The sequence below is a fragment of the Puniceibacterium confluentis genome, assembly GCF_007923445.1.
Taxonomy (GTDB): Bacteria; Pseudomonadota; Alphaproteobacteria; order Rhodobacterales; family Rhodobacteraceae; genus Puniceibacterium; species Puniceibacterium confluentis.
This window is the reverse complement of sequence record NZ_VOJI01000002.1, coordinates 24,418-41,731: the sequence shown is the minus strand read 5'-3', so window position 1 is coordinate 41,731 and position 17,314 is coordinate 24,418. Positions and strand designations below refer to the sequence as shown.

At 63.1% G+C, this 17,314-nt stretch carries 17 protein-coding genes; 11 read left to right on the top strand and 6 right to left on the bottom strand.

Annotated elements, in window-relative coordinates; genetic code table 11:
* Positions 1 to 271 precede the first annotated feature (271 nt).
* Genes FOY53_RS02870 through FOY53_RS02855 form a run of 4 tightly spaced genes read left to right on the top strand, consistent with a single transcriptional unit; the run spans position 272 to position 4,514 of the window.
* The gene (locus FOY53_RS02870) at positions 272 to 1,888 is read left to right on the top strand and encodes a L,D-transpeptidase family protein (RefSeq protein ID WP_146585539.1); all 1,617 of its coding nucleotides are present in this window, start codon (positions 272 to 274) and stop codon (positions 1,886 to 1,888) included.
* A 30-nt stretch (positions 1,889 to 1,918) separates the two neighbouring features.
* Positions 1,919 to 3,010: a UDP-3-O-(3-hydroxymyristoyl)glucosamine N-acyltransferase gene (lpxD, locus tag FOY53_RS02865; RefSeq protein WP_146585537.1), complete on the top strand. Its 1,092-nt coding sequence runs from the start codon at positions 1,919 to 1,921 to the stop codon at positions 3,008 to 3,010.
* Between the two features lie 38 nt (positions 3,011 to 3,048).
* Positions 3,049 to 3,309, top strand: a complete 261-nt coding sequence (locus FOY53_RS02860; RefSeq protein ID WP_146585535.1) for an acyl carrier protein — start codon at positions 3,049 to 3,051, stop codon at positions 3,307 to 3,309.
* Complete coding sequence (locus FOY53_RS02855; protein ID WP_146585532.1) at positions 3,306 to 4,514, top strand: beta-ketoacyl-[acyl-carrier-protein] synthase family protein; 1,209 nt, start codon at positions 3,306 to 3,308, stop codon at positions 4,512 to 4,514. Before FOY53_RS02860 ends, FOY53_RS02855 begins: the two co-directional genes overlap by 4 nt.
* A 279-nt stretch (positions 4,515 to 4,793) precedes the next feature.
* Here the strand turns inward: FOY53_RS02855 and mnmA are convergent, their stop codons facing one another.
* Entirely contained in the window at positions 4,794 to 5,936 is a 1,143-nt protein-coding gene (mnmA, locus tag FOY53_RS02850) for a tRNA 2-thiouridine(34) synthase MnmA (protein WP_146585530.1), read from the bottom strand.
* 118 nt (positions 5,937 to 6,054) lie between these two features.
* On the opposite strand from mnmA, the gene sciP reads away from it, so the two are divergent.
* The 5 genes from sciP to FOY53_RS23935 all read left to right on the top strand — a co-directional run bounded on the left by sciP (position 6,055) and on the right by FOY53_RS23935 (position 11,701).
* Positions 6,055 to 6,333, top strand: a complete 279-nt coding sequence (gene sciP / locus FOY53_RS02845; RefSeq protein ID WP_146585528.1) for a CtrA inhibitor SciP — start codon at positions 6,055 to 6,057, stop codon at positions 6,331 to 6,333.
* Positions 6,334 to 6,446: 113 nt separating this feature from the next.
* The gene (gene ctrA / locus FOY53_RS02840) at positions 6,447 to 7,163 is read left to right on the top strand and encodes a response regulator transcription factor CtrA (RefSeq protein WP_146585526.1); all 717 of its coding nucleotides are present in this window, start codon (positions 6,447 to 6,449) and stop codon (positions 7,161 to 7,163) included.
* Between the two features lie 94 nt (positions 7,164 to 7,257).
* Positions 7,258 to 9,375 carry an NAD-dependent DNA ligase LigA gene (ligA, locus tag FOY53_RS02835; protein ID WP_146585524.1) on the top strand — a complete coding sequence of 706 codons (2,118 nt, stop codon included), beginning with the start codon at positions 7,258 to 7,260 and terminating at the stop codon, positions 9,373 to 9,375.
* Positions 9,372 to 11,462 carry an ATP-dependent DNA helicase RecG gene (recG, locus tag FOY53_RS02830; protein ID WP_146585522.1) on the top strand — a complete coding sequence of 697 codons (2,091 nt, stop codon included), beginning with the start codon at positions 9,372 to 9,374 and terminating at the stop codon, positions 11,460 to 11,462. The genes ligA and recG overlap by 4 nt, the downstream gene beginning before the upstream one ends.
* 116 nt (positions 11,463 to 11,578) lie before the next feature.
* On the top strand, positions 11,579 to 11,701 hold the full coding sequence (locus tag FOY53_RS23935; RefSeq protein ID WP_281289544.1) for a hypothetical protein: 123 nt from the start codon (positions 11,579 to 11,581) through the stop codon (positions 11,699 to 11,701).
* Positions 11,702 to 11,992: 291 nt separating this feature from the next.
* On the opposite strand, the gene FOY53_RS02825 is transcribed toward FOY53_RS23935, so the two are convergent.
* Complete coding sequence (locus FOY53_RS02825) at positions 11,993 to 12,445, bottom strand: iron-sulfur cluster assembly scaffold protein (protein ID WP_146585519.1); 453 nt, start codon at positions 12,443 to 12,445, stop codon at positions 11,993 to 11,995.
* Positions 12,446 to 12,513: 68 nt separating this feature from the next.
* On the opposite strand from FOY53_RS02825, the gene hisI reads away from it, so the two are divergent.
* Entirely contained in the window at positions 12,514 to 12,873 is a 360-nt protein-coding gene (gene hisI / locus FOY53_RS02820) for a phosphoribosyl-AMP cyclohydrolase (RefSeq protein ID WP_146585517.1), read from the top strand.
* A 64-nt stretch (positions 12,874 to 12,937) separates the two neighbouring features.
* Here hisI and gluQRS read toward each other — a convergent pair whose 3' ends face one another.
* The 4 genes from gluQRS to FOY53_RS02800 form a co-directional block, all read right to left on the bottom strand.
* Positions 12,938 to 13,813 carry a tRNA glutamyl-Q(34) synthetase GluQRS gene (gluQRS, locus tag FOY53_RS02815; RefSeq protein ID WP_146585515.1) on the bottom strand — a complete coding sequence of 292 codons (876 nt, stop codon included), beginning with the start codon at positions 13,811 to 13,813 and terminating at the stop codon, positions 12,938 to 12,940.
* Entirely contained in the window at positions 13,810 to 14,424 is a 615-nt protein-coding gene (locus tag FOY53_RS02810) for a class I SAM-dependent DNA methyltransferase (RefSeq protein ID WP_146585513.1), read from the bottom strand. Before FOY53_RS02810 ends, gluQRS begins: the two co-directional genes overlap by 4 nt.
* 12 nt (positions 14,425 to 14,436) lie before the next feature.
* Positions 14,437 to 15,801, bottom strand: a complete 1,365-nt coding sequence (gene trmFO, locus FOY53_RS02805; protein ID WP_146585511.1) for a methylenetetrahydrofolate--tRNA-(uracil(54)-C(5))-methyltransferase (FADH(2)-oxidizing) TrmFO — start codon at positions 15,799 to 15,801, stop codon at positions 14,437 to 14,439.
* An 83-nt stretch (positions 15,802 to 15,884) separates the two neighbouring features.
* Positions 15,885 to 16,673 (bottom strand): enoyl-CoA hydratase, encoded by a 789-nt coding sequence (locus tag FOY53_RS02800; protein WP_146585508.1) that lies wholly within the window; start codon positions 16,671 to 16,673, stop codon positions 15,885 to 15,887.
* A gap of 57 nt (positions 16,674 to 16,730) precedes the next feature.
* Between FOY53_RS02800 and FOY53_RS02795 the strand changes: the two genes are divergently transcribed.
* Positions 16,731 to 17,153 (top strand): PaaI family thioesterase, encoded by a 423-nt coding sequence (locus tag FOY53_RS02795; protein WP_146585507.1) that lies wholly within the window; start codon positions 16,731 to 16,733, stop codon positions 17,151 to 17,153.
* The last annotated feature ends 161 nt before the right edge of the window (positions 17,154 to 17,314 follow it).

Genomic DNA, 17,314 nt, shown 5'->3' with positions numbered 1-17,314 from the left:
TCTCATCCCCAGATGCAGGAGTTGTATGCCACAATGGTGAAATTTTCGTAACCCGAAAATGCCGACTTTCTGGATATTCAAGCGTTTTCGGCGGGATTTTGCTTAAAGCGGGCGCAGTGTGGCGCAATCGCAAAGGGAACTTTTCCGACAGCGGTGCAGTTTGGCATCAGAGCAGGAGAGGTTCGCAGATCACGTCTTTTGTGAATGGACAGTGATCAAGCCACTCTGAGAAAACAATAAAAGACGCGCGTTCTGCATCGGAGTCGAGATTATGTCGTTGAACCTGTCATCCCACGCCCGACGTACGCTGAACGTGAGCCTGCTGCTGGCAGCGCTGGCCACCGCCCTGCCGCAAGCCGGGCAGGCGCAGGTCACGGCTTTCAAACAGGCTGTGGCCGAGCAGGCGTCGCAGAGCGACGGCATCGCCGCATTCTACCGGACGCGCAATTTCGAACCCATCTGGACCGGCCCGGGCGCAGATCACCTCGCGCGACGCGAAGCGCTGCTTGAAGCTTTGGCGATGGCAGAGGTGCACGGTCTGCCGGCATCGCGCTATGACGCGGACGGTCTGGTATCGATGATGCGGTCGGCGCAGTCCTCCCGCGATCGCGGTGCGGTCGAAGTGGCCCTGAGCCGTGCGTTCATGGCCTATGCACACGACATCCAGACCGGGATTCTGACCCCCGCCAAGGTGGTCTCGGCGATCAAGCGTGAAGTGCCGCTGCGGGATCCGGCGGCGACGCTGACGGCTCTGACCACCGGTGATCCGCGCGCCGTCATCCGTGCCCTTGCGCCCAAGTCGCAGGAATATTCCCGGCTGGTGAAGGAAAAGCTCACCCTGGAACGCAAGCTCCTGCAAGGAGGCTGGGGTCCGGTAGTCAAGACCACAAAGCTGGAGCCGGGGCAAAGCGGCCCGGACGTGGTGTCGCTGCGCAATCGGCTGATAGCGATGGGCTACATGGCGCACAGCGCCGCTTCCACCTATGACTCCGAAGTGCGTGACGCGGTCATGTCGTTCCAGAGCGATCACGGACTGCTGTCTGACGGCATCGTCGGCGCGGACACGCTTGGTGCGCTCAACGTCGGTGTCGAGGAGCGGCTGCAGTCGGTTCTGGTCGCGATGGAGCGGGAACGCTGGATGAACCTGCCGGAAGGGCTTGGCAAACGGCACGTGCTGGTGAATTTGACCGATTTCACCGCCAAGATCATCGATGACGGCAAGGTCACCTTTGAAACCCGGTCGGTCATCGGTGCCACCGGCCCGGACCGCGAGACCCCGGAATTCTCGGATGTGATGGAGCACATGGTCGTCAACCCGAGCTGGTACGTCCCGCGCTCGATCGTGGTCAACGAGTACCTGCCGCTGCTGCGCTCGAATGCGGGCTCTGTCAGCCATCTCGAGATCACCGACAGCCGGGGGCGCCGGGTGAACCGCGGCCAGGGTTTCAGCCAGTATACCGCGTCGAGCTTTCCGTTTTCGATGCGCCAGCCACCCGGTCCGCGCAATGCGCTGGGTCAGGTGAAGTTCATGTTTCCCAACAAATACAACATCTACCTGCACGACACGCCGTCAAAGAATCTCTTCGACAGAGAGGTGCGCGCCTACAGCCACGGCTGCATCCGCCTGAACGATCCGCAGGATTTTGCATATGCGCTGTTGGCGGTTCAGACCAACGATCCCCAGGGGCTGTTTCAGTCGCGGCTGCGCTCGGGGGCCGAGTCCCGGATCAACCTCGAGACGCCGGTACCGGTGCACCTGGTCTACCGGACGGCCTTTACATCGGCCAAAGGCAGGACCAGCTATCGCAACGACATTTATGGCCGCGACGCGCGGATCTGGTCGGCACTCAGCAACGCGGGGGTAGCCCTGCCGTCACAGGGCAGCTAGAACCAGCCCGGACGCTTCCGGGAGACGGTCATGCAGCACAGGATCAAAGACATCGCCACTGCGCTTGGCCTGGCGGCCGAGGGCGATACCGATCTGGTGGTCACCGGGGTGTCAGAGCCGGCCCTGGCGCGCCCTGACCAGCTGGCGCTGGCGATGCGCCCCGAATATGCACAGGCGCTCGGGCAGGGTCGGGCCCGCGTCGCCATGCTGTGGGCCGGGGCCGACTGGCGCGGTTACGGCCTGAATGCCGCCATCCTGTCGCCCCGGCCCCGCTTTGCCATGGCGGGGCTCTCGGTCCTCATGGACCCGGGGCAGGGGTATGCCGCGGGCATACACCCGACAGCCGTCATCGATCCCGACGCAGTGCTGGACAGGGATGTCTCGGTTGGCCCGTTCTCCTTTATCGCTGCGGGTGCGCAAATCGGCGCGCATTCGGTGATCGGTCCACAGTGTCACATCGGTTGCGACGCGGTCCTGGGCGAGGCGGCACTGCTGCACGCCGGTGTGCGCATCGGGGCCCGGGTCCGTATCGGTGCGCGCTTCATCGCCCAGCCCGGAGCAGTGATCGGAGCCGATGGCTTTTCCTTCGTGACGCCCGAGGTCTCCGGCGTCGAACGTGCCCGGGATTCGCTGGGCGAAGCGGGAACCGAGAGCGCGCAGTCCTGGGCGCGGATCCACTCCCTTGGCGCGGTGCGCATCGGCGACGACGTGGAACTTGGGGCAAACTCCTGCATCGACCGGGGCAGCGTGCGCGACACGACTGTGGGGGATGGCTGCAAGTTCGACAATCTGGTGCAGGTCGGCCACAATGTGGTCATCGGTCGCGACTGTCTGATCTGTTCCCAGGTGGGAATCGCTGGGTCTACGGTGATTGGCAACAACGTGGTTCTGGGCGGGCAGACCGGCGTCAGCGACAACCTTCGCATCGGCGACAACGTGATTACGGGTGGCGGCACGAAGGTGCTGTCCAGCGTTCCGGCGGGCCGGGTGATGCTGGGCTATCCGGCTGTCAAGATGGAGACACATATAGAGAGCTACAAGGCGCTGCGGCGCCTGCCGCGGCTGCTGCGCGAGTTGGGCCGCTCGCAAAAAGCGGTTCCCAAGTCGGATGAGAGCACTTAAATCAGCGCACAACGGTGCGCAGCGAAGGGATCTGGGCCATGGACGTTGAAACCAAAGTACGCGAAATCATCGCCGAACAGGCGATGCTGGATCCGCAGGATGTGCAGATGGACAGCACCCTCGAAAGCCTGGGTGTCGACAGTCTCGGGCTGGTGGAAAGCATTTTCGCCATAGAAGAAGCCTTTGACATCACCATTCCGTTCAATGCCAACAATCCGTCGGAAAGCGACTTTGACATAACTTCGGTCGCGACAATCGTCGCCGGCATCAGAAAGCTTGTGGACGAGAAGGTTTCGTGAACCGCGTTGTCATCACGGGTGCCGGCACGATCAACGCGCTGGGGAAGTCCGTGCCGGAGACGTTGGAGGCGATGCGCGAAGGCCGCTGCGGTATCGCCGAACTCGAATTCCGCGATGTCGACCGCCTCGCGATCAAGATCGGCGGCCAGGTCAAGGGATTCGAGCCCGAGGCGATCTTCAACCGCCAGCAGCTGACCCTGTATGACCGGTTCACCCAGTTCACCCTGATGGCGGCGCAGGAGGCGATCACCCAGTCCGGTCTGGTCTTCGGAGGCGAACTGGCGGCGACCACCGGCGTGGTGCTGGGCACCGCCGGGGGCGGGGTCAGTACCTGGGACGACAATTACCGCTCGGTCTACGAGGACGGCAAGAACCGGGTGCATCCCTTTGTGGTGCCAAAGCTGATGAACAATGCCGCGGCAAGCCATGTCTCGATGCAGTACAACCTCAAGGGTCCGAGCTTTACCGTCTCAACCGCCTGCGCCTCGTCCAATCACGCGATGGCGCAGGCCTTTGCCATGGTCCGCTCGGGCATGGCACGGGCAATGGTGACCGGTGGATCGGAATCGATGTTGTGCTTTGGCGGGGTCAAGGCCTGGGAAGGCCTGCGGGTGATGAGCCGGGATGCCTGCCGCCCGTTCAGTGCCAACCGGAACGGCATGGTGCAGGGTGAAGGCGCGGGGGTGTTTGTCTTTGAGGACTACGAACATGCCCGCGCGCGCGGCGCCGAGATCCTCGCGGAAGTTGTCGGCTATGCGATGACGTCGGATGCGGCGGATATCGTCATGCCCTCGAAACAGGGCGCGGCGCGGGCCATCGCGGGCGCCCTGGCGGACGCGGGGGTGGCACGTGACAAGGTCGGCTACATCAACGCCCACGGTACCGGCACGGCAGCCAACGACAAGACCGAATGCGCGGCGGTGGCGGATGTCTTCGGCACCCATGCCGACAAGCTGATGATCTCCTCGACCAAATCCATGCACGGCCACCTGATCGGCGGGACCGGCGCGGTCGAGCTTCTGGCCTGTATCATGGCGCTGCGCGACGGGATCGTCGCGCCGACCATCGGTTATGAGGAACCGGACCCGGAGTGCGCTCTGGATGTTGTCCCCAACGAAGCCCGGGACGCCCGTGTCGATTATGCGCTGTCCAATGCCTTTGCCTTTGGCGGGCTGAATGCGGTGCTGGCTCTGAAGCGGGTCTGAGCGCCACGGGGCCGAAAGATCCGTTCTGCGGGAGCGAGGGGCCGACGCCGCGCGCTCCCCGGGATATTATTAACCGGAGAAACCTTCCGGTGCGGTCGCCAGATGGCCAACAGACAGGGGGTAGATCCGCGGGCGATCATCGGCATCTCCGCCTGTACCGCCGCTTCAGTGAGGCATGGTACAGGCCAAGACACCCTTGATCCTCCGGGTGGCAATTGTCCTCGGGCGGACGGGCAGTGCAGAGGCGGCCTGCGGAGCGCCGCGATGGTCCGGGTCGGTCTAATGTCCGCGCCAGATCCAGCCACCCCCCAGGATGCGCGTGCTGTCCGGGTCGTAGAAAACACAGGCCTGACCGGGAGACACCCCCTCTTCGGGCGTGATCAATTCGACCTCGGCCTCGGTGGCCGACAGCGGGCGCACAATGGCGTCGCGCGGCGGGCGGGTCGAGCGGACCTTGACCGATATGGCCCACTCTGACCGGCTGTCGAACGGCTCGTCGCCCAGCCAGTTGATTTCACGCACCGGCACAACCCGTGTCGAGAGCAGCTCCTTCGGCCCCACGATCACCCGTTTTGCATCCACGTCCAGCTTGACCACATACAGCGGGTCGACCAGACCGCCGATGCCGAGCCCGCGGCGCTGACCCACGGTATAATGGATGACGCCGTTGTGCCTGCCCAGAACAGTGCCGTCCACATCGACGATCTCACCCGGTTCCGCCGCGCCGGGGCGCAGCTTTTCGATCACGCTGGCATAGTTGCCGTTCGGCACAAAGCAGATGTCCTGGCTGTCCGGCTTGTCCGCGACGCTGAGCCCGTATTTCGCCGCAAGGGCGCGGGTTTCCGCCTTGGACGCGAGGTGACCGAGCGGAAACCGCAGGTAGTCAAGCTGCTCGGGAGTGGTCGAGAACAGGAAATAGCTCTGGTCGCGGTTGGCATCGGCTGCGCTGTGCAGTTCGGGCCCCGCCACCCCCATCTTGCGCTGAATGTAGTGACCCGTCGCCATGCAGTCGGCATCCAGATCCCTGGCGGTCTGCAGCAGATCCTTGAATTTCACGCGCTCGTTGCAGCGGATGCACGGCACGGGGGTTGCCCCGGCCAGATAGCTTTCGGCAAACTCGTCGATCACCGCATCCTTGAAGATGTTCTCGTAATCAAGGACATAGTGCGGAAAGCCCATGGTCTCGGCGACCCGGCGGGCATCGTGAATATCTAGCCCGGCGCAGCAGGCGCCTTTTTTGGCCAAGGCAGCGCCGTGATCGTAAAGCTGCAGCGTCACGCCGACGACATCATAGCCCTCTTCGGCAAGCTGCGCGGCCACGACGGAACTGTCGACGCCTCCGGACATGGCGACGACAACACGGGTCTCGGAAACCGGTTTTGGCAAGCCAAGCGAATTAAGCCTGGGCGCGTCGAGGGGCATGACATTCTCCTGATGATCGCGGGCAATATAAGAAAATCCGAGACATTCTCAAGGGGCCGTTTCACGCGCCATTAAACGGGTTTCGCTCAGATGGAGCGAGCGATGATTGGAACGAGCGATGTACCTGAAGAAAATAGACGGTCCCAGGGCCGTGACCTTGCCGGACGGAACCGTCATGACCCGCGCCGATTTGCCCCCGCCGGACACCAGGCGATGGGTCGCGTCCCGAAAGGCAACTGTCGTGCGTGCGGTTCTGTACGGCCTGCTGACCCGGGACCAGGCGCTTGTCCGTTACCGGTTGAGTGACGATGAATTGCAGGAATGGATGCGTGCTGTGGCCACATATGGTGAAGAAGCGCTCAAAGCCACGGCTGTGCAAAAATACCGACAACCTTGAGTTGAGATTTATCTTGAAGCGGCCAATAGTTCCCGTCATGATATAGTAATCAAGCGTTAACCTATTTTCTGCAGTTTCGGAATTGTACTCAATTTCAAGAACGGAGACAGCTTATGCGAGTGCTGCTGGTTGAAGACGACCCGACGACTTCAAAAAGCATCGAATTGATGCTGACACACGCCAATCTGAATGTCTACGCCACCGATCTTGGGGAAGAAGGCATCGATCTGGCCAAACTCTATGACTACGATTTGATTTTGCTTGATCTGAATCTGCCCGATATAAACGGCCACGAAGTTCTGCGGCAACTGCGGCTGGCGCGTATTGAAACGCCAATACTCATCCTGTCCGGCGCGGACGATACCGATAACAAGATCAAGGGTTTCGGCTTTGGCGCCGATGACTATCTGACCAAGCCATTCCACCGAGATGAATTGATCGCACGGATCCACGCGATAATACGGCGGTCCAAAGGCCATTCGCAATCCATCATAAATACCGGAAAGATTTCGGTGAATCTCGATGCCAAGACTGTGGATGTCGGCGGTGCCTCGGTGCATCTGACCGGCAAGGAATACCAGATGCTGGAGCTTCTCAGTCTGCGCAAGGGCACCACCCTGACAAAGGAGATGTTCCTGAACCATCTCTATGGCGGGATGGACGAACCGGAACTCAAGATCATCGACGTTTTCATCTGCAAATTGCGCAAGAAGCTTTCCGAGGCCACCGGAGAAGAGAGCTACATCGAAACGGTCTGGGGGCGCGGCTATGTCCTGCGCGATCCCGAAAGCGCAAAGGACCGTGTGCCACCGCTGGCCATCGGCGCCTGACCACCACACAGATCGGACGAGAGCACCTCTGGACCTGCGCCGACCCGCCGCCTATCACTGAGCCGGTAAAACGACTTTCAGAGGGCTCAGGCCGGTGGCGAGAATTGCTGTGGACAAGCTGGACGAGGCAGAAGCGCGCGAAGAACTTGCGTGGCTTGCCCAAACACTCGGGCAGGCGAACAAGGCCTATCATACAGAAGATGCGCCCACGCTGTCGGATGCAGAATACGATGCTCTGAAACACCGCAACAGCTTGATCGAGGCCCGGTTTCCGCAGCTCAAACGCCGGGACAGTGCAAGTGATCAGATCGGCGCGGCCGTGTCCGAAGGGTTCTCAAAGGTCGCACACGAAGTCCGGATGCTGTCGCTGGGAAATGCCTTTGACGCTGCAGAAATTGTCGAGTTCGATACCCGGGTCAAACGCTACCTGGGGATGGAGCCGGACACCGGCTTGAGCTATACCGCAGAACCGAAAATCGACGGACTGTCGCTGAGCCTGCGATACGAAAACGGCAGGCTGGTCCAGGCGGCGACCCGGGGCGACGGAGCGGTCGGCGAAAACGTCACTGCCAATGCCCGCACCGTGGCGGACATACCTGAAACTCTGAAAGACGCTCCACGCCTGCTTGAGGTGCGGGGTGAAGTCTATATGAGCCATGCGGACTTTGCCGCGCTGAACGCGCGCCAGGCCGAGAAGGGTCAGAAGACATTTGCCAACCCCCGCAACGCCGCAGCCGGGAGCCTGCGTCAACTGGATGCTGAAATCACCCAGTCACGCCCCCTGAGATTTTTTGCCTATGCCTGGGGAGCCCTGTCGGAACCGCTTGGCGAAACCCAGATGGCGGCGATTTTCCGGCTTGGCGATCTCGGGTTCCAGACCAACCCCCTGACCCGGCTTTGCGACGGCACTGCGGAAATACTGGAGCATTACGCGCGGATCGAAGCGCAGCGCGCGACGCTGGGCTATGACATCGACGGGGTGGTGTACAAGGTGAACGATCTGGCGCTGCAGGCGCGGCTGGGGTTCCGCTCGACCACACCGCGTTGGGCCCTGGCGCACAAGTTTCCCGCCGAACTCGCCTGGACCCGGCTGGACGCGATCGACATCCAGGTCGGGCGGACCGGCGCCCTGAGTCCGGTTGCGCGTCTCGCGCCGGTGACGGTCGGGGGGGTCGTGGTCAGCAATGCAACGCTGCACAACGAAGACTACATCGCAGGCAAGGATTCCACCGGTGCGCCAATCCGCGAAGGACGCGACATTCGAGTTGGCGACTGGGTGCAGGTCTACCGCGCCGGCGATGTCATCCCGAAGATTGCCGATGTGGATCTGGAAAGACGACCTGAGACCTCTGAGCCCTACAGTTTTCCCACAAAGTGTCCCGAGTGCGGCAGCGATGCGATCCGCGAAGAGGGCGATGCGGTGCGCCGCTGTTCCGGCGGCCTGATCTGCCCGGCGCAGGCGGTGGAAAAGCTCAAACATTTTGTCAGCCGTGCGGCCTTTGACATCGAGGGGCTGGGCGCCAAGCAGGTCGAACAGTTCTATCAGGACGGATGGGTCCGCGAGCCTGCGGACATATTCGAATTGCAGAGCCGGTACGGCACCGGCTTGCAGCAACTGAAGAACCGGGAAGGATGGGGCGAGAAATCCGCGCAGAATCTGTTTGCCGCCATTGAGGAACGCCGGTCGATCGCGCTGCGTCGACTGATTTTTGCGCTGGGTCTGCGTCATGTGGGCGAGCAGGCTTCGACGTTGCTGGCCCGGCACTACGGTTCCTGGCAGGCTTTTGAAGCCGCGATGCGCGCCGCCGCTGACCCCGAGGATCCGGCATATGGTGACCTTCTGGCGATTGATGGCGTGGGAAAAGTGATGGCACAGTCGCTCGTCGCCAGTTTTGCCCAGGACAGAGAGCGGGCATCGATCGACAGATTGGTGGCGTATCTCGACGTGCAGGAGGCCGAACGCCCCAGGACAGAGGGCAGCCCGGTCGCGGGCAAGACGGTGGTCTTTACCGGAACGCTGGAACGCATGACCCGGGCCGAAGCCAAGGCGCGGGCCGAGTCGCTTGGCGCCAAGGTGTCGGGCTCGGTCTCGGCCAAGACGGACATCCTGGTCGCGGGGCCCGGGGCCGGGTCGAAGGAAAAGAAGGCGGCGGAACTGGGGATCGAGATCCTCAATGAAGACGACTGGCTGACGCTGATCGGCCGGATATGAGCAGCCGCCCCGAGGTTCTGTTTCCGCTGTTCGGAGATCTGACCAAGCTCGCGGGAATCGGGCCCAAGAGCGTACAGCTTCTGGGGCAGCTCGATATCTCGGCGCCGCGCGACCTGGCCTACACATTGCCGCATTCCGGCATAGACCGGGCGCTGCGCATGTCGCTGAAGGACGCGGTGTTGCCCGGCGTGGTGACGGTCGAGGTCGAAATCGGCCAGCACCGCCCGTCCCGGGCCAAAGGCGGCGCGTATCGGATCGACGTTCAGGACAGCGAAACCGGATTTCAGCTGGTCTATTTCCATGCCCGCGGCGATTATCTGACCAAACTCCTGCCGGTTGGACAGCGCCGCATCGTGTCGGGGCGGGTCGAGCTGTTTGATGGGATGGCGCAAATGGTGCATCCCGACCATGTCCTGAAGCGGGAAGCAGCCGATAGCCTGCCGAGATTCGAGCCGGTTTACCCGCTGACAGCCGGCCTCACGCTCAAGGCGATGACAAAGGCCGTTGCGGATGTGCTCGACCGGCTGCCGGACCTGGCCGAGTGGATCAGCCCCGGGCAAAAGGCCAAAGTGGGCTGGCCCGGTTGGCGCGATGCGTTGCGGCAGGCCCATGCGCCGGAGTCTATGGCCGATCTGGTTGCGGGTGCGCCCGCCCGCATGCGGCTGGCCTACGATGAATTCATGGCGCACCAGCTCACGTTGGCGCTGGCCCGGGCGCACCGCCGCCGCGCCGCCGGGCTTGTCTCGCAGGGGTCGGGTCATCTGCGTAACAAGGTGTTGAAATCGCTTCCCTATCAGCCGACCGGCGCGCAGATGCGAGCGATGGATGAGATCGCAGCCGATATGGCCCGTCCCGAGCGGATGAACCGTCTGTTGCAGGGGGACGTCGGCTCTGGCAAGACGCTGGTGGCCTTTATGGCGCTGCTGGTGGCCGTCGAAGCCGGTGGCCAGGGCGTGATGATGGCCCCGACCGAAATTCTCGCCCGTCAGCACCTCGAAGGCTTGCAGCCCCTGGCGGAGGCGGCGGGCGTGGTTCTTGAGCTGCTGACCGGGCGTGACAAGGGCGGCGAGCGGCAGGCCAAACTGGCCGCCCTGGAACGCGGCGACATCCAGATTCTGGTTGGCACCCATGCGGTGTTCCAGAAAGACGTGTTGTTCCAGGATCTTCGCATCGCCATTGTCGATGAACAGCATCGTTTTGGCGTGCGCCAGCGCATGGAACTAGGGCGCAAGGGCGCGGCAGCGGACGTGCTGGTGATGACGGCCACCCCGATTCCTCGCAGTCTCGCGCTGGCGCAGTACGGCGATATGGAGGTCTCGGTGCTGGACGAAAAGCCCCCGGGACGCAAACCGATCCAAACCGCGCTGGTGTCGGTCGAACGCCTTGACGAGGTGGTGAGCCATCTGCGCCGCGCGATCTCGGAGGGGCGGCAGGCATACTGGGTCTGCCCGCTGGTAGAGGAAAGTGAATCGGTGCCGCTGATGGCGGCAGAGCAAAGGTTCCAGTCACTGCGGGCGGCCTTGGGCGACGGCGTCGTCGGGCTGGTACACGGCCAGTTGCCGCCGTCGGAAAAGGATGCGGCCATGGCTGCCTTCGTGGCCGGGAAGACCTCGGTACTGGTCGCGACGACAGTGATCGAAGTCGGGGTGAACGTGCCCAACGCCACGATCATGGTGATCGAACAGGCCGAGAGCTTTGGACTGGCCCAGTTGCACCAGTTGCGGGGACGCGTCGGGCGCGGCGCGCAGGCGTCGACCTGCCTGCTGCTGTATCAGCCGCCGCTGGCGGAGACAGGGATGAAGCGTCTGACAACGCTGCGGGAAACCGAGGACGGGTTCCGCATTTCCGAGGTGGATCTGGAAATGCGCGGTTCCGGTGATCTGATCGGCACAGCCCAGTCGGGTCTGCCGCGTTTTCGCGTCGGCGATATGGAACACCAGTCCGATCTGATGGCCGTCGCCCAGTCTGACGCCCGGGCGCTGCTGAGCGAAGACCCGGATCTGGCGGGCCCGAGAGGGCAGGCGGCGCGGGTTCTGCTGTGGTTGATGCGGCAGGACGAGGCGATCAGGCTGATCTCTGTCGGCTGAAACATTCCGCGGTGAGTGCCGCTTTGTTCGCGTGTGTTCCCATAAAGTTCTTTACACAACGTAAAGAGTGTGAGAACAAAGGGGCAACAGAGAGATGCTCAGACAGAGGTGACACCATGTTCGATCAGATCAAGACGGCGGCGCAACGCTCGCGGGATACGCTGCTGACAGATGCCATTGGCGCGATAAGCCTGATTGTGATGCTGGTCACCGGGCTGCATCTTCCCGGATTTTACTGACGTCGTTTTCTGCCTGCGTGAACTGTGCCGGGCGCTCTCGCATCCTGTCCCAAATCTGATGCGCTGCGACTGACACTGCCTGTCCCGTCCTAGGGGGTCGCCTTACCCCAGCCAGAGCGGACCTGGATTCCCACGGTTCACGTTCCTTGCCGCCGCCTTCGTCCCCGAAGTGCGGCGGCTTTTTTTCGCACGTCCGCCTGCCTCTGTTTCCAGATAAGCGGGTAGATGGTTACGATCTGGTTAAATCGGATGATTGGAAACGGGACGGTGGCGCGGGACGGTGGCGCGGCCTCAGGCGCAGTGGGCCGAGCGGGCCTTTTCCACCGCTTCGACTGATGCTTCGAGCGTCAGCATGATCGACGCGTGACGGTTCTTGTAATCGACCGCCGGGCGCAACACCTCGAGACCGTCAAAAGGCGCGACCGGGGCAGGGCCGCCGGATTTCAACATCGCACGCAGTGAATCACGCGCCGCCACGATCTGATCCGCCGTGCAGCCGATGATCGCAGCCCCCACGACCGACGCAGCGGCCTGTCCCAGCGCACAGGCTTTGACGTCCTGACCAAAGGCGCTGACCTGTCCGTCCCGCATGTTCAGGTCCACGGTCACCGTCGAGCCACACAGGGGCGAGCGCTTCTTGACGGTTGCATCGGGAGAGTCGAGCCGGGTGGTATTGGGAATATCCGCCGCAAGCGCAAGAATGCGCGTCGAGTAGAGCTTGATCAGGTCGCTTTCGCCGGACATGGCTTTTCCTTTGGCTGTCTGACCCATAAATAGGCACCAACTGAGCGGATGCAAAAAGGTTTTTTCCCATGTCCTTCGATCCTTCGACTTTGGTCTATGATGCCCGTGGCCTGATACCCGCCATTGCCCAGGATGAGGCCAGCGGCGAGGTGCTGATGATGGCCTGGATGAACGCCGAGTCGCTGGCCCGGACCATCGAGTCGGGGCGCGTCACCTACTGGTCGCGGTCGCGGTCCTCGTTCTGGGTCAAGGGCGAGTCCTCTGGCCATGTTCAGGAGCTGGTCGACCTGCGCATTGATTGCGACCGGGATTGCCTGCTGGTGATCGTGCGGCAGACCGGACCGGCCTGCCACACCAACCGGCGCAGCTGTTTCTTCACCGCGGTGCGGGATCGGTCCGAGGTGGAACTGATGGCGCCGCTCGCCTGAGGGCGGCGCGGGTCATGGCGGCCGAATCCGAGTATTTTTGAAGAGAAGAAACCGGGGGACGGGATCAGAGCCCGACCATGGCGCGGATGTCCCGGGGGCCGAGACCGTCGGCGCGGTACTTGGCCAGTGCGCGCGCGTCGTCGCGTTTGGCAAGGCGCTTGCCAGTGTCGTCGCGGATCAGCCGGTGATGGTGATAGCAGGGGGTGGGCAGCGCCAGGAGTCGCTGCAGCAGCACATGTATCTGGGTGGCCTCGAACAGGTCGGCGCCGCGCACGACATGGTTGATCCTCTGGTCGGCATCGTCGAGCACGACCGAGAGATGGTAGGACGTGCCCATGTCGCGTCGGGCCAGTACGACATCGCCGACACTGTGCCGCAACGCGCCAGCCTCGAACGAGATATCTCCGGTCCTGCCTTGCGGTCCGGATCCGGTTTCCTGAAATGAAAGCAGGCTGGCGCCGGCGAGGGTGGCGTCCCGCAGCGCCGCGGTGAGATCAAGCCGAAGTGCCGCGTCGCCGGGGCGCCGAGCCGGTCTGGGGCGGGTGCGGCAGGTGCCGGGATAGATCAGCCCGTCCGGGCCGACCGGTGGCAGGCTGCCCTCCTGTGGCGCGCTGGCGGCCTCGGTGATGTCGCGGCGGGTGCAGCTGCAGGGATAGAGCAGGCCGCGGCCCCAGAGTGTGTCCAGGGCGGCCTGGTAGGTGTCCTGGCGGTCGGATTGGCGCAGCGGCGGCGCGTCCCAGCCAATCCCGAGCCATGCCAGGTCGTCATAAATCTGCTGTTCCCAGTGCGGTTTGCTGCGGGCGCGGTCGATATCTTCGATCCGCAGCAGGAAGCATCCGTTCCGGGCACGGGCCATGTCATGTGCAAGCAAAGCCGAATAGGCATGGCCCAGATGCAGGGGGCCGGTCGGGGATGGCGCAAAGCGTGTGGTGAAAATCAATTCTTTTCAAGGATGTAAATTGTGGACTTCAGGTTGATTCCCGGAAGGTGTGGGCCGACTTTGGCATGCAGCAGGGTGGCGCTTCCGGTGTCGAGATGTTCGTGGATCCGCGCCATGCTGCCGCGTCGCTTGCGGGCCAGGTCGTTCTGGGAGAACACCAGTTTTCCGCCTTTGGCGAGTTTGGACATCAGCCCGTCCAGCAGGCTGATGGGCGCCGCACCGGCGCCCATGACGCCGATTGCGGTGATCGCAGCATATGTGCCGGGGGCGATGTCGGGCGGTGCATCGAAATCGACACGGTCGAGCGTGCGATAAACCGCCTTGTCCGTAGCGCGGGCAAGCATTTGTGTGGAAATGTCGCAGCCGTCGATCACCTTGAAGCCCACAGTCTGCAGTGCCACACCGCACAGCCCGGTGCCACAGCCGTAATCGAGAATCGGAACGTCGCGGCTGGCCAGATGCTGTGCCAGCGCCTTTGCGGCGCGGGCCGGGGTGGCATATCCATTTTCCGTCACCTCAGCGTCGTAACTGGGGGCCCAGGCATCGTAAAGCTCGCACACGTTTTCCGGCGGTGTGGCGCCGTAGACCTTGTCCAGAAATGTATCTGCCATGCGAGCAGTAAATCATTCCGCGACGCTGGCGTCCAGCGTCTGTGCCTCGAGCCAGGCCGACCAGGCAGCCTTGGCGCGGTCAGTGTAGGCTTTGTAGCGGGTCACACGCCCGCGGCGTCCGCCCTTGACCCCGTCGAGCGGGCGGAACAGACCGAAATTCACATTCATCGGCTGAAAGGTCTTGGCCTCGGCGCCGCCGGTGATGTGGTGCACCAGGGCGCCATGCGCGCTGTCCTGCGGCACCTGCGGCAGGTCCTGGCCAAGAATTTCGGCAGTCGCAAGCCGACCGGCGAGAAGGCCCATGGCTGCGGATTCGACATAGCCCTCAACACCGGTGATCTGGCCTGCAAAGCGGATATTCGGCCGGGATTTCAGCCGCATCTGATCGTCGAGCAGGATGGGTGAGTTCAGAAACGTGTTGCGGTGGATGCCGCCGAGGCGCGCGAACTGGGCGTTTTCCAGCCCGGGGATCATCCGCAGCACGTCCTTCTGGGCGCCGTATTTCATCTTGGTCTGGAAGCCGACGATGTTGAACAGGGTGCCCAGGGCATTGTCGCGGCGCAGTTGCACCACCGCATGTGCCTTGACTTCGGGCTGATGCGGATTGGTCAGACCGACCGGTTTCATCGGGCCGTGCCGCAGCGTTTCGCGGCCTCGTTCGGCCATCACCTCGATCGGCAGGCAGCCGTCAAAGTACCCGGCGGTTTCACCTTCGTGGAATTCGGTCTTGTCGGCGGCCAGAAGCGCGTCGATGAACGCCTCGTAAGTCTCTTTGTCCATTGGGCAATTGAGATAGGCGCGCTGTTCCTCTTCGGTTTCGCCCTTGTCATAGCGCGACTGCATCCAGGCCTTGGACATGTCGATGCTGTCGGCATAGAGGATCGGCGCGATGGCGTCGAAGAAAGCCAGTGCCTCGGAGCCGGTTTCGGCCTGGATGGCGCGACCCAGTCCTTCGGAGGTCAGCGGACCGGTGGCGATGATCCACTGGCCATCCCCAGGCAGTTCCGAAATTTCCTCGTGGGAAATCCGGATGTTGGGGTGTGCCTTCAGCCGGTCGGTGATGCTGGCGGCAAAGGCGTCGCGGTCGACGGCCAGGGCGCCGCCGGCGGGCAGGCGGTGCTGGTACGCGGTCGAGATGATCAGCCCCTGGGCGGCGCGCATTTCCCAATGCAGCAGGCCGACGGCATTCTGTTCGGAATCGTCCGAGCGGAACGAGTTGGAGCAGACCATTTCTCCAAGGTTTTCAGTCTTGTGCGCAAAGGTCTTCACCTTGGGGCGCATTTCATGCAGTACCACCCGGATGCCACGGCTTGCGGCCTGCCAGGCGGCTTCGGATCCGGCCATTCCGCCGCCGACGATGTGTAGCTCTTGTGTCATGTGGGCCATTTAGGCGCATTGGCACCGTTTGTCACGGGGGTTGCTGCGCCATGACGGCGAATGCCGTGACCGGACCGGGCGCCCTAGTTCTGGGGCCAGTCCGGATCGCGCTTGGCGAGAAAGGCGGCGATGCCTTCGGTGGTGTCGCGGTCGAGCATGTTGCGCACCATGACATCCCCGGTATGGGCATAGGCGCGGTCCAGCGGCATCTGCAACTGTTGGTAGAAGGCCTGCTTGCCGACAGTGACGGCCGACCCCAGCTTGGCGGCGATGGTCTCGGCGAGCGCACGTGTTGCGGCCCCGAGATCGCCGGGGGGCACCACGCGGTTCACCAGACCAAGCTCGGCGGCGCGGTCGGCATCAATGAAGGCGCCGGTGGTCAGCATCTCGAAGGCGTGTTTGGTCGGGATGTTGCGCGACAACGCCACCATGGGGGTCGAGCAGAACAACCCGATGTTCACGCCGTTCACTCCGAACCGGGAGCCCTGCGCCGCGACCGCGAGGTCGCAGGAGGCCACAAGCTGGCAGCCGGCGGCGGTGGCCGTGCCATGAACCTGGGCGATCACTGGTTGCGGCAGGCGGGGCAGGGTCTGCATGAAGGTGGCGCAGCGGTCGAAAAGGTCTTTGAAGTAGGCCGCGCCGCCGTCCGGTGCCTGCCGCCCGGCGGTCATTTCCTTGAGGTCATGACCGGCGCAGAACGCCTTGCCCGTGCCGGACAGGATCACGACGCGGATGCTGCGGTCGTCCATCAGGGCCTCGCATTCTGCCTGAAGTGCCGCGAGCATGGCGTCCGACAGGGCGTTCAGCCGTTCAGGCGCGTTCAGTTGCAGATGCCGGACGGCGCCGGTATCGGTGCGGGTTACGATTGTCATCTTGTCCTCCTTCGCGCTTGGCGGCAGCTTAGGCGGGCAGGTCAGGGGAGGACAAGCATGGCGCTGAAAGTGACAGCAGAAGAGATGGGGCCATTTCTGGACTCGGTGTTTCCGCAGGTCCGGGGAATGTTCGGAATTGATCGGCTCGACGAGGACCTGCTGGTAATGCGCCTGTTGGTGAAGGAAGAGCATCTGCGGCCCGGTGGGACGGTCTCGGGGCCGTCGATGTTCGCGCTGGCGGACGTGGCGGCCTATGTTGCCACCATGGCGCGGATCGGTCGGGAGGCGCTGGCGGTGACCACCAACTGTTCCATAGATTTCATGCGCAAGCCTGCGGCGGGGCGCGATGTGCTGGCGCAGTGCCGGGTGCTCAAGTTGGGGCGGGTGCTGTCGGTCTGTGACGTGCTGCTGTTTTCCGAAGGCGCATCCGAGCCTGTCGCGCGTGCCTCGCTGACCTATTCGTTGCCGCCCGTGGGCTGAGCCGCGCAATTTGGGGCCTTGTCGGCGCCCTTCAGGGGCAGATGAAACCGGAGGTCGGCCGGGTTGGGGGGCGAGATTTGCCCGAGCGAAGCAGGCAGGGCCGACAGGGCGACAACAAAAAGGGGCGCGGCAGAACCGCGCCCAGGCAAGAGGTCTGGCAA

Excerpts from the sequence above, each read along its gene's own strand:
- FOY53_RS02870 (WP_146585539.1), top strand. The coding sequence starts at position 272 with ATGTCGTTGAACCTGTCATCCCACGCCCGACGTACGCTGAACGTGAGC.
- lpxD (WP_146585537.1), top strand. The coding sequence starts at position 1,919 with ATGCAGCACAGGATCAAAGACATCGCCACTGCGCTTGGCCTGGCGGCC.
- FOY53_RS02860 (WP_146585535.1), top strand. The coding sequence starts at position 3,049 with ATGGACGTTGAAACCAAAGTACGCGAAATCATCGCCGAACAGGCGATG.
- mnmA (WP_146585530.1), bottom strand. The coding sequence starts at position 5,936 with ATGCCCCTCGACGCGCCCAGGCTTAATTCGCTTGGCTTGCCAAAACCG.
- sciP (WP_146585528.1), top strand. The coding sequence starts at position 6,055 with ATGTACCTGAAGAAAATAGACGGTCCCAGGGCCGTGACCTTGCCGGAC.
- ctrA (WP_146585526.1), top strand. The coding sequence starts at position 6,447 with ATGCGAGTGCTGCTGGTTGAAGACGACCCGACGACTTCAAAAAGCATC.
- recG (WP_146585522.1), top strand. The coding sequence starts at position 9,372 with ATGAGCAGCCGCCCCGAGGTTCTGTTTCCGCTGTTCGGAGATCTGACC.
- FOY53_RS23935 (WP_281289544.1), top strand. The coding sequence starts at position 11,579 with ATGTTCGATCAGATCAAGACGGCGGCGCAACGCTCGCGGGATACGCTG.
- FOY53_RS02825 (WP_146585519.1), bottom strand. The coding sequence starts at position 12,445 with ATGTCCGGCGAAAGCGACCTGATCAAGCTCTACTCGACGCGCATTCTT.
- hisI (WP_146585517.1), top strand. The coding sequence starts at position 12,514 with ATGTCCTTCGATCCTTCGACTTTGGTCTATGATGCCCGTGGCCTGATA.
- FOY53_RS02810 (WP_146585513.1), bottom strand. The coding sequence starts at position 14,424 with ATGGCAGATACATTTCTGGACAAGGTCTACGGCGCCACACCGCCGGAA.
- trmFO (WP_146585511.1), bottom strand. The coding sequence starts at position 15,801 with ATGACACAAGAGCTACACATCGTCGGCGGCGGAATGGCCGGATCCGAA.
- FOY53_RS02800 (WP_146585508.1), bottom strand. The coding sequence starts at position 16,673 with ATGACAATCGTAACCCGCACCGATACCGGCGCCGTCCGGCATCTGCAA.
- FOY53_RS02795 (WP_146585507.1), top strand. The coding sequence starts at position 16,731 with ATGGCGCTGAAAGTGACAGCAGAAGAGATGGGGCCATTTCTGGACTCG.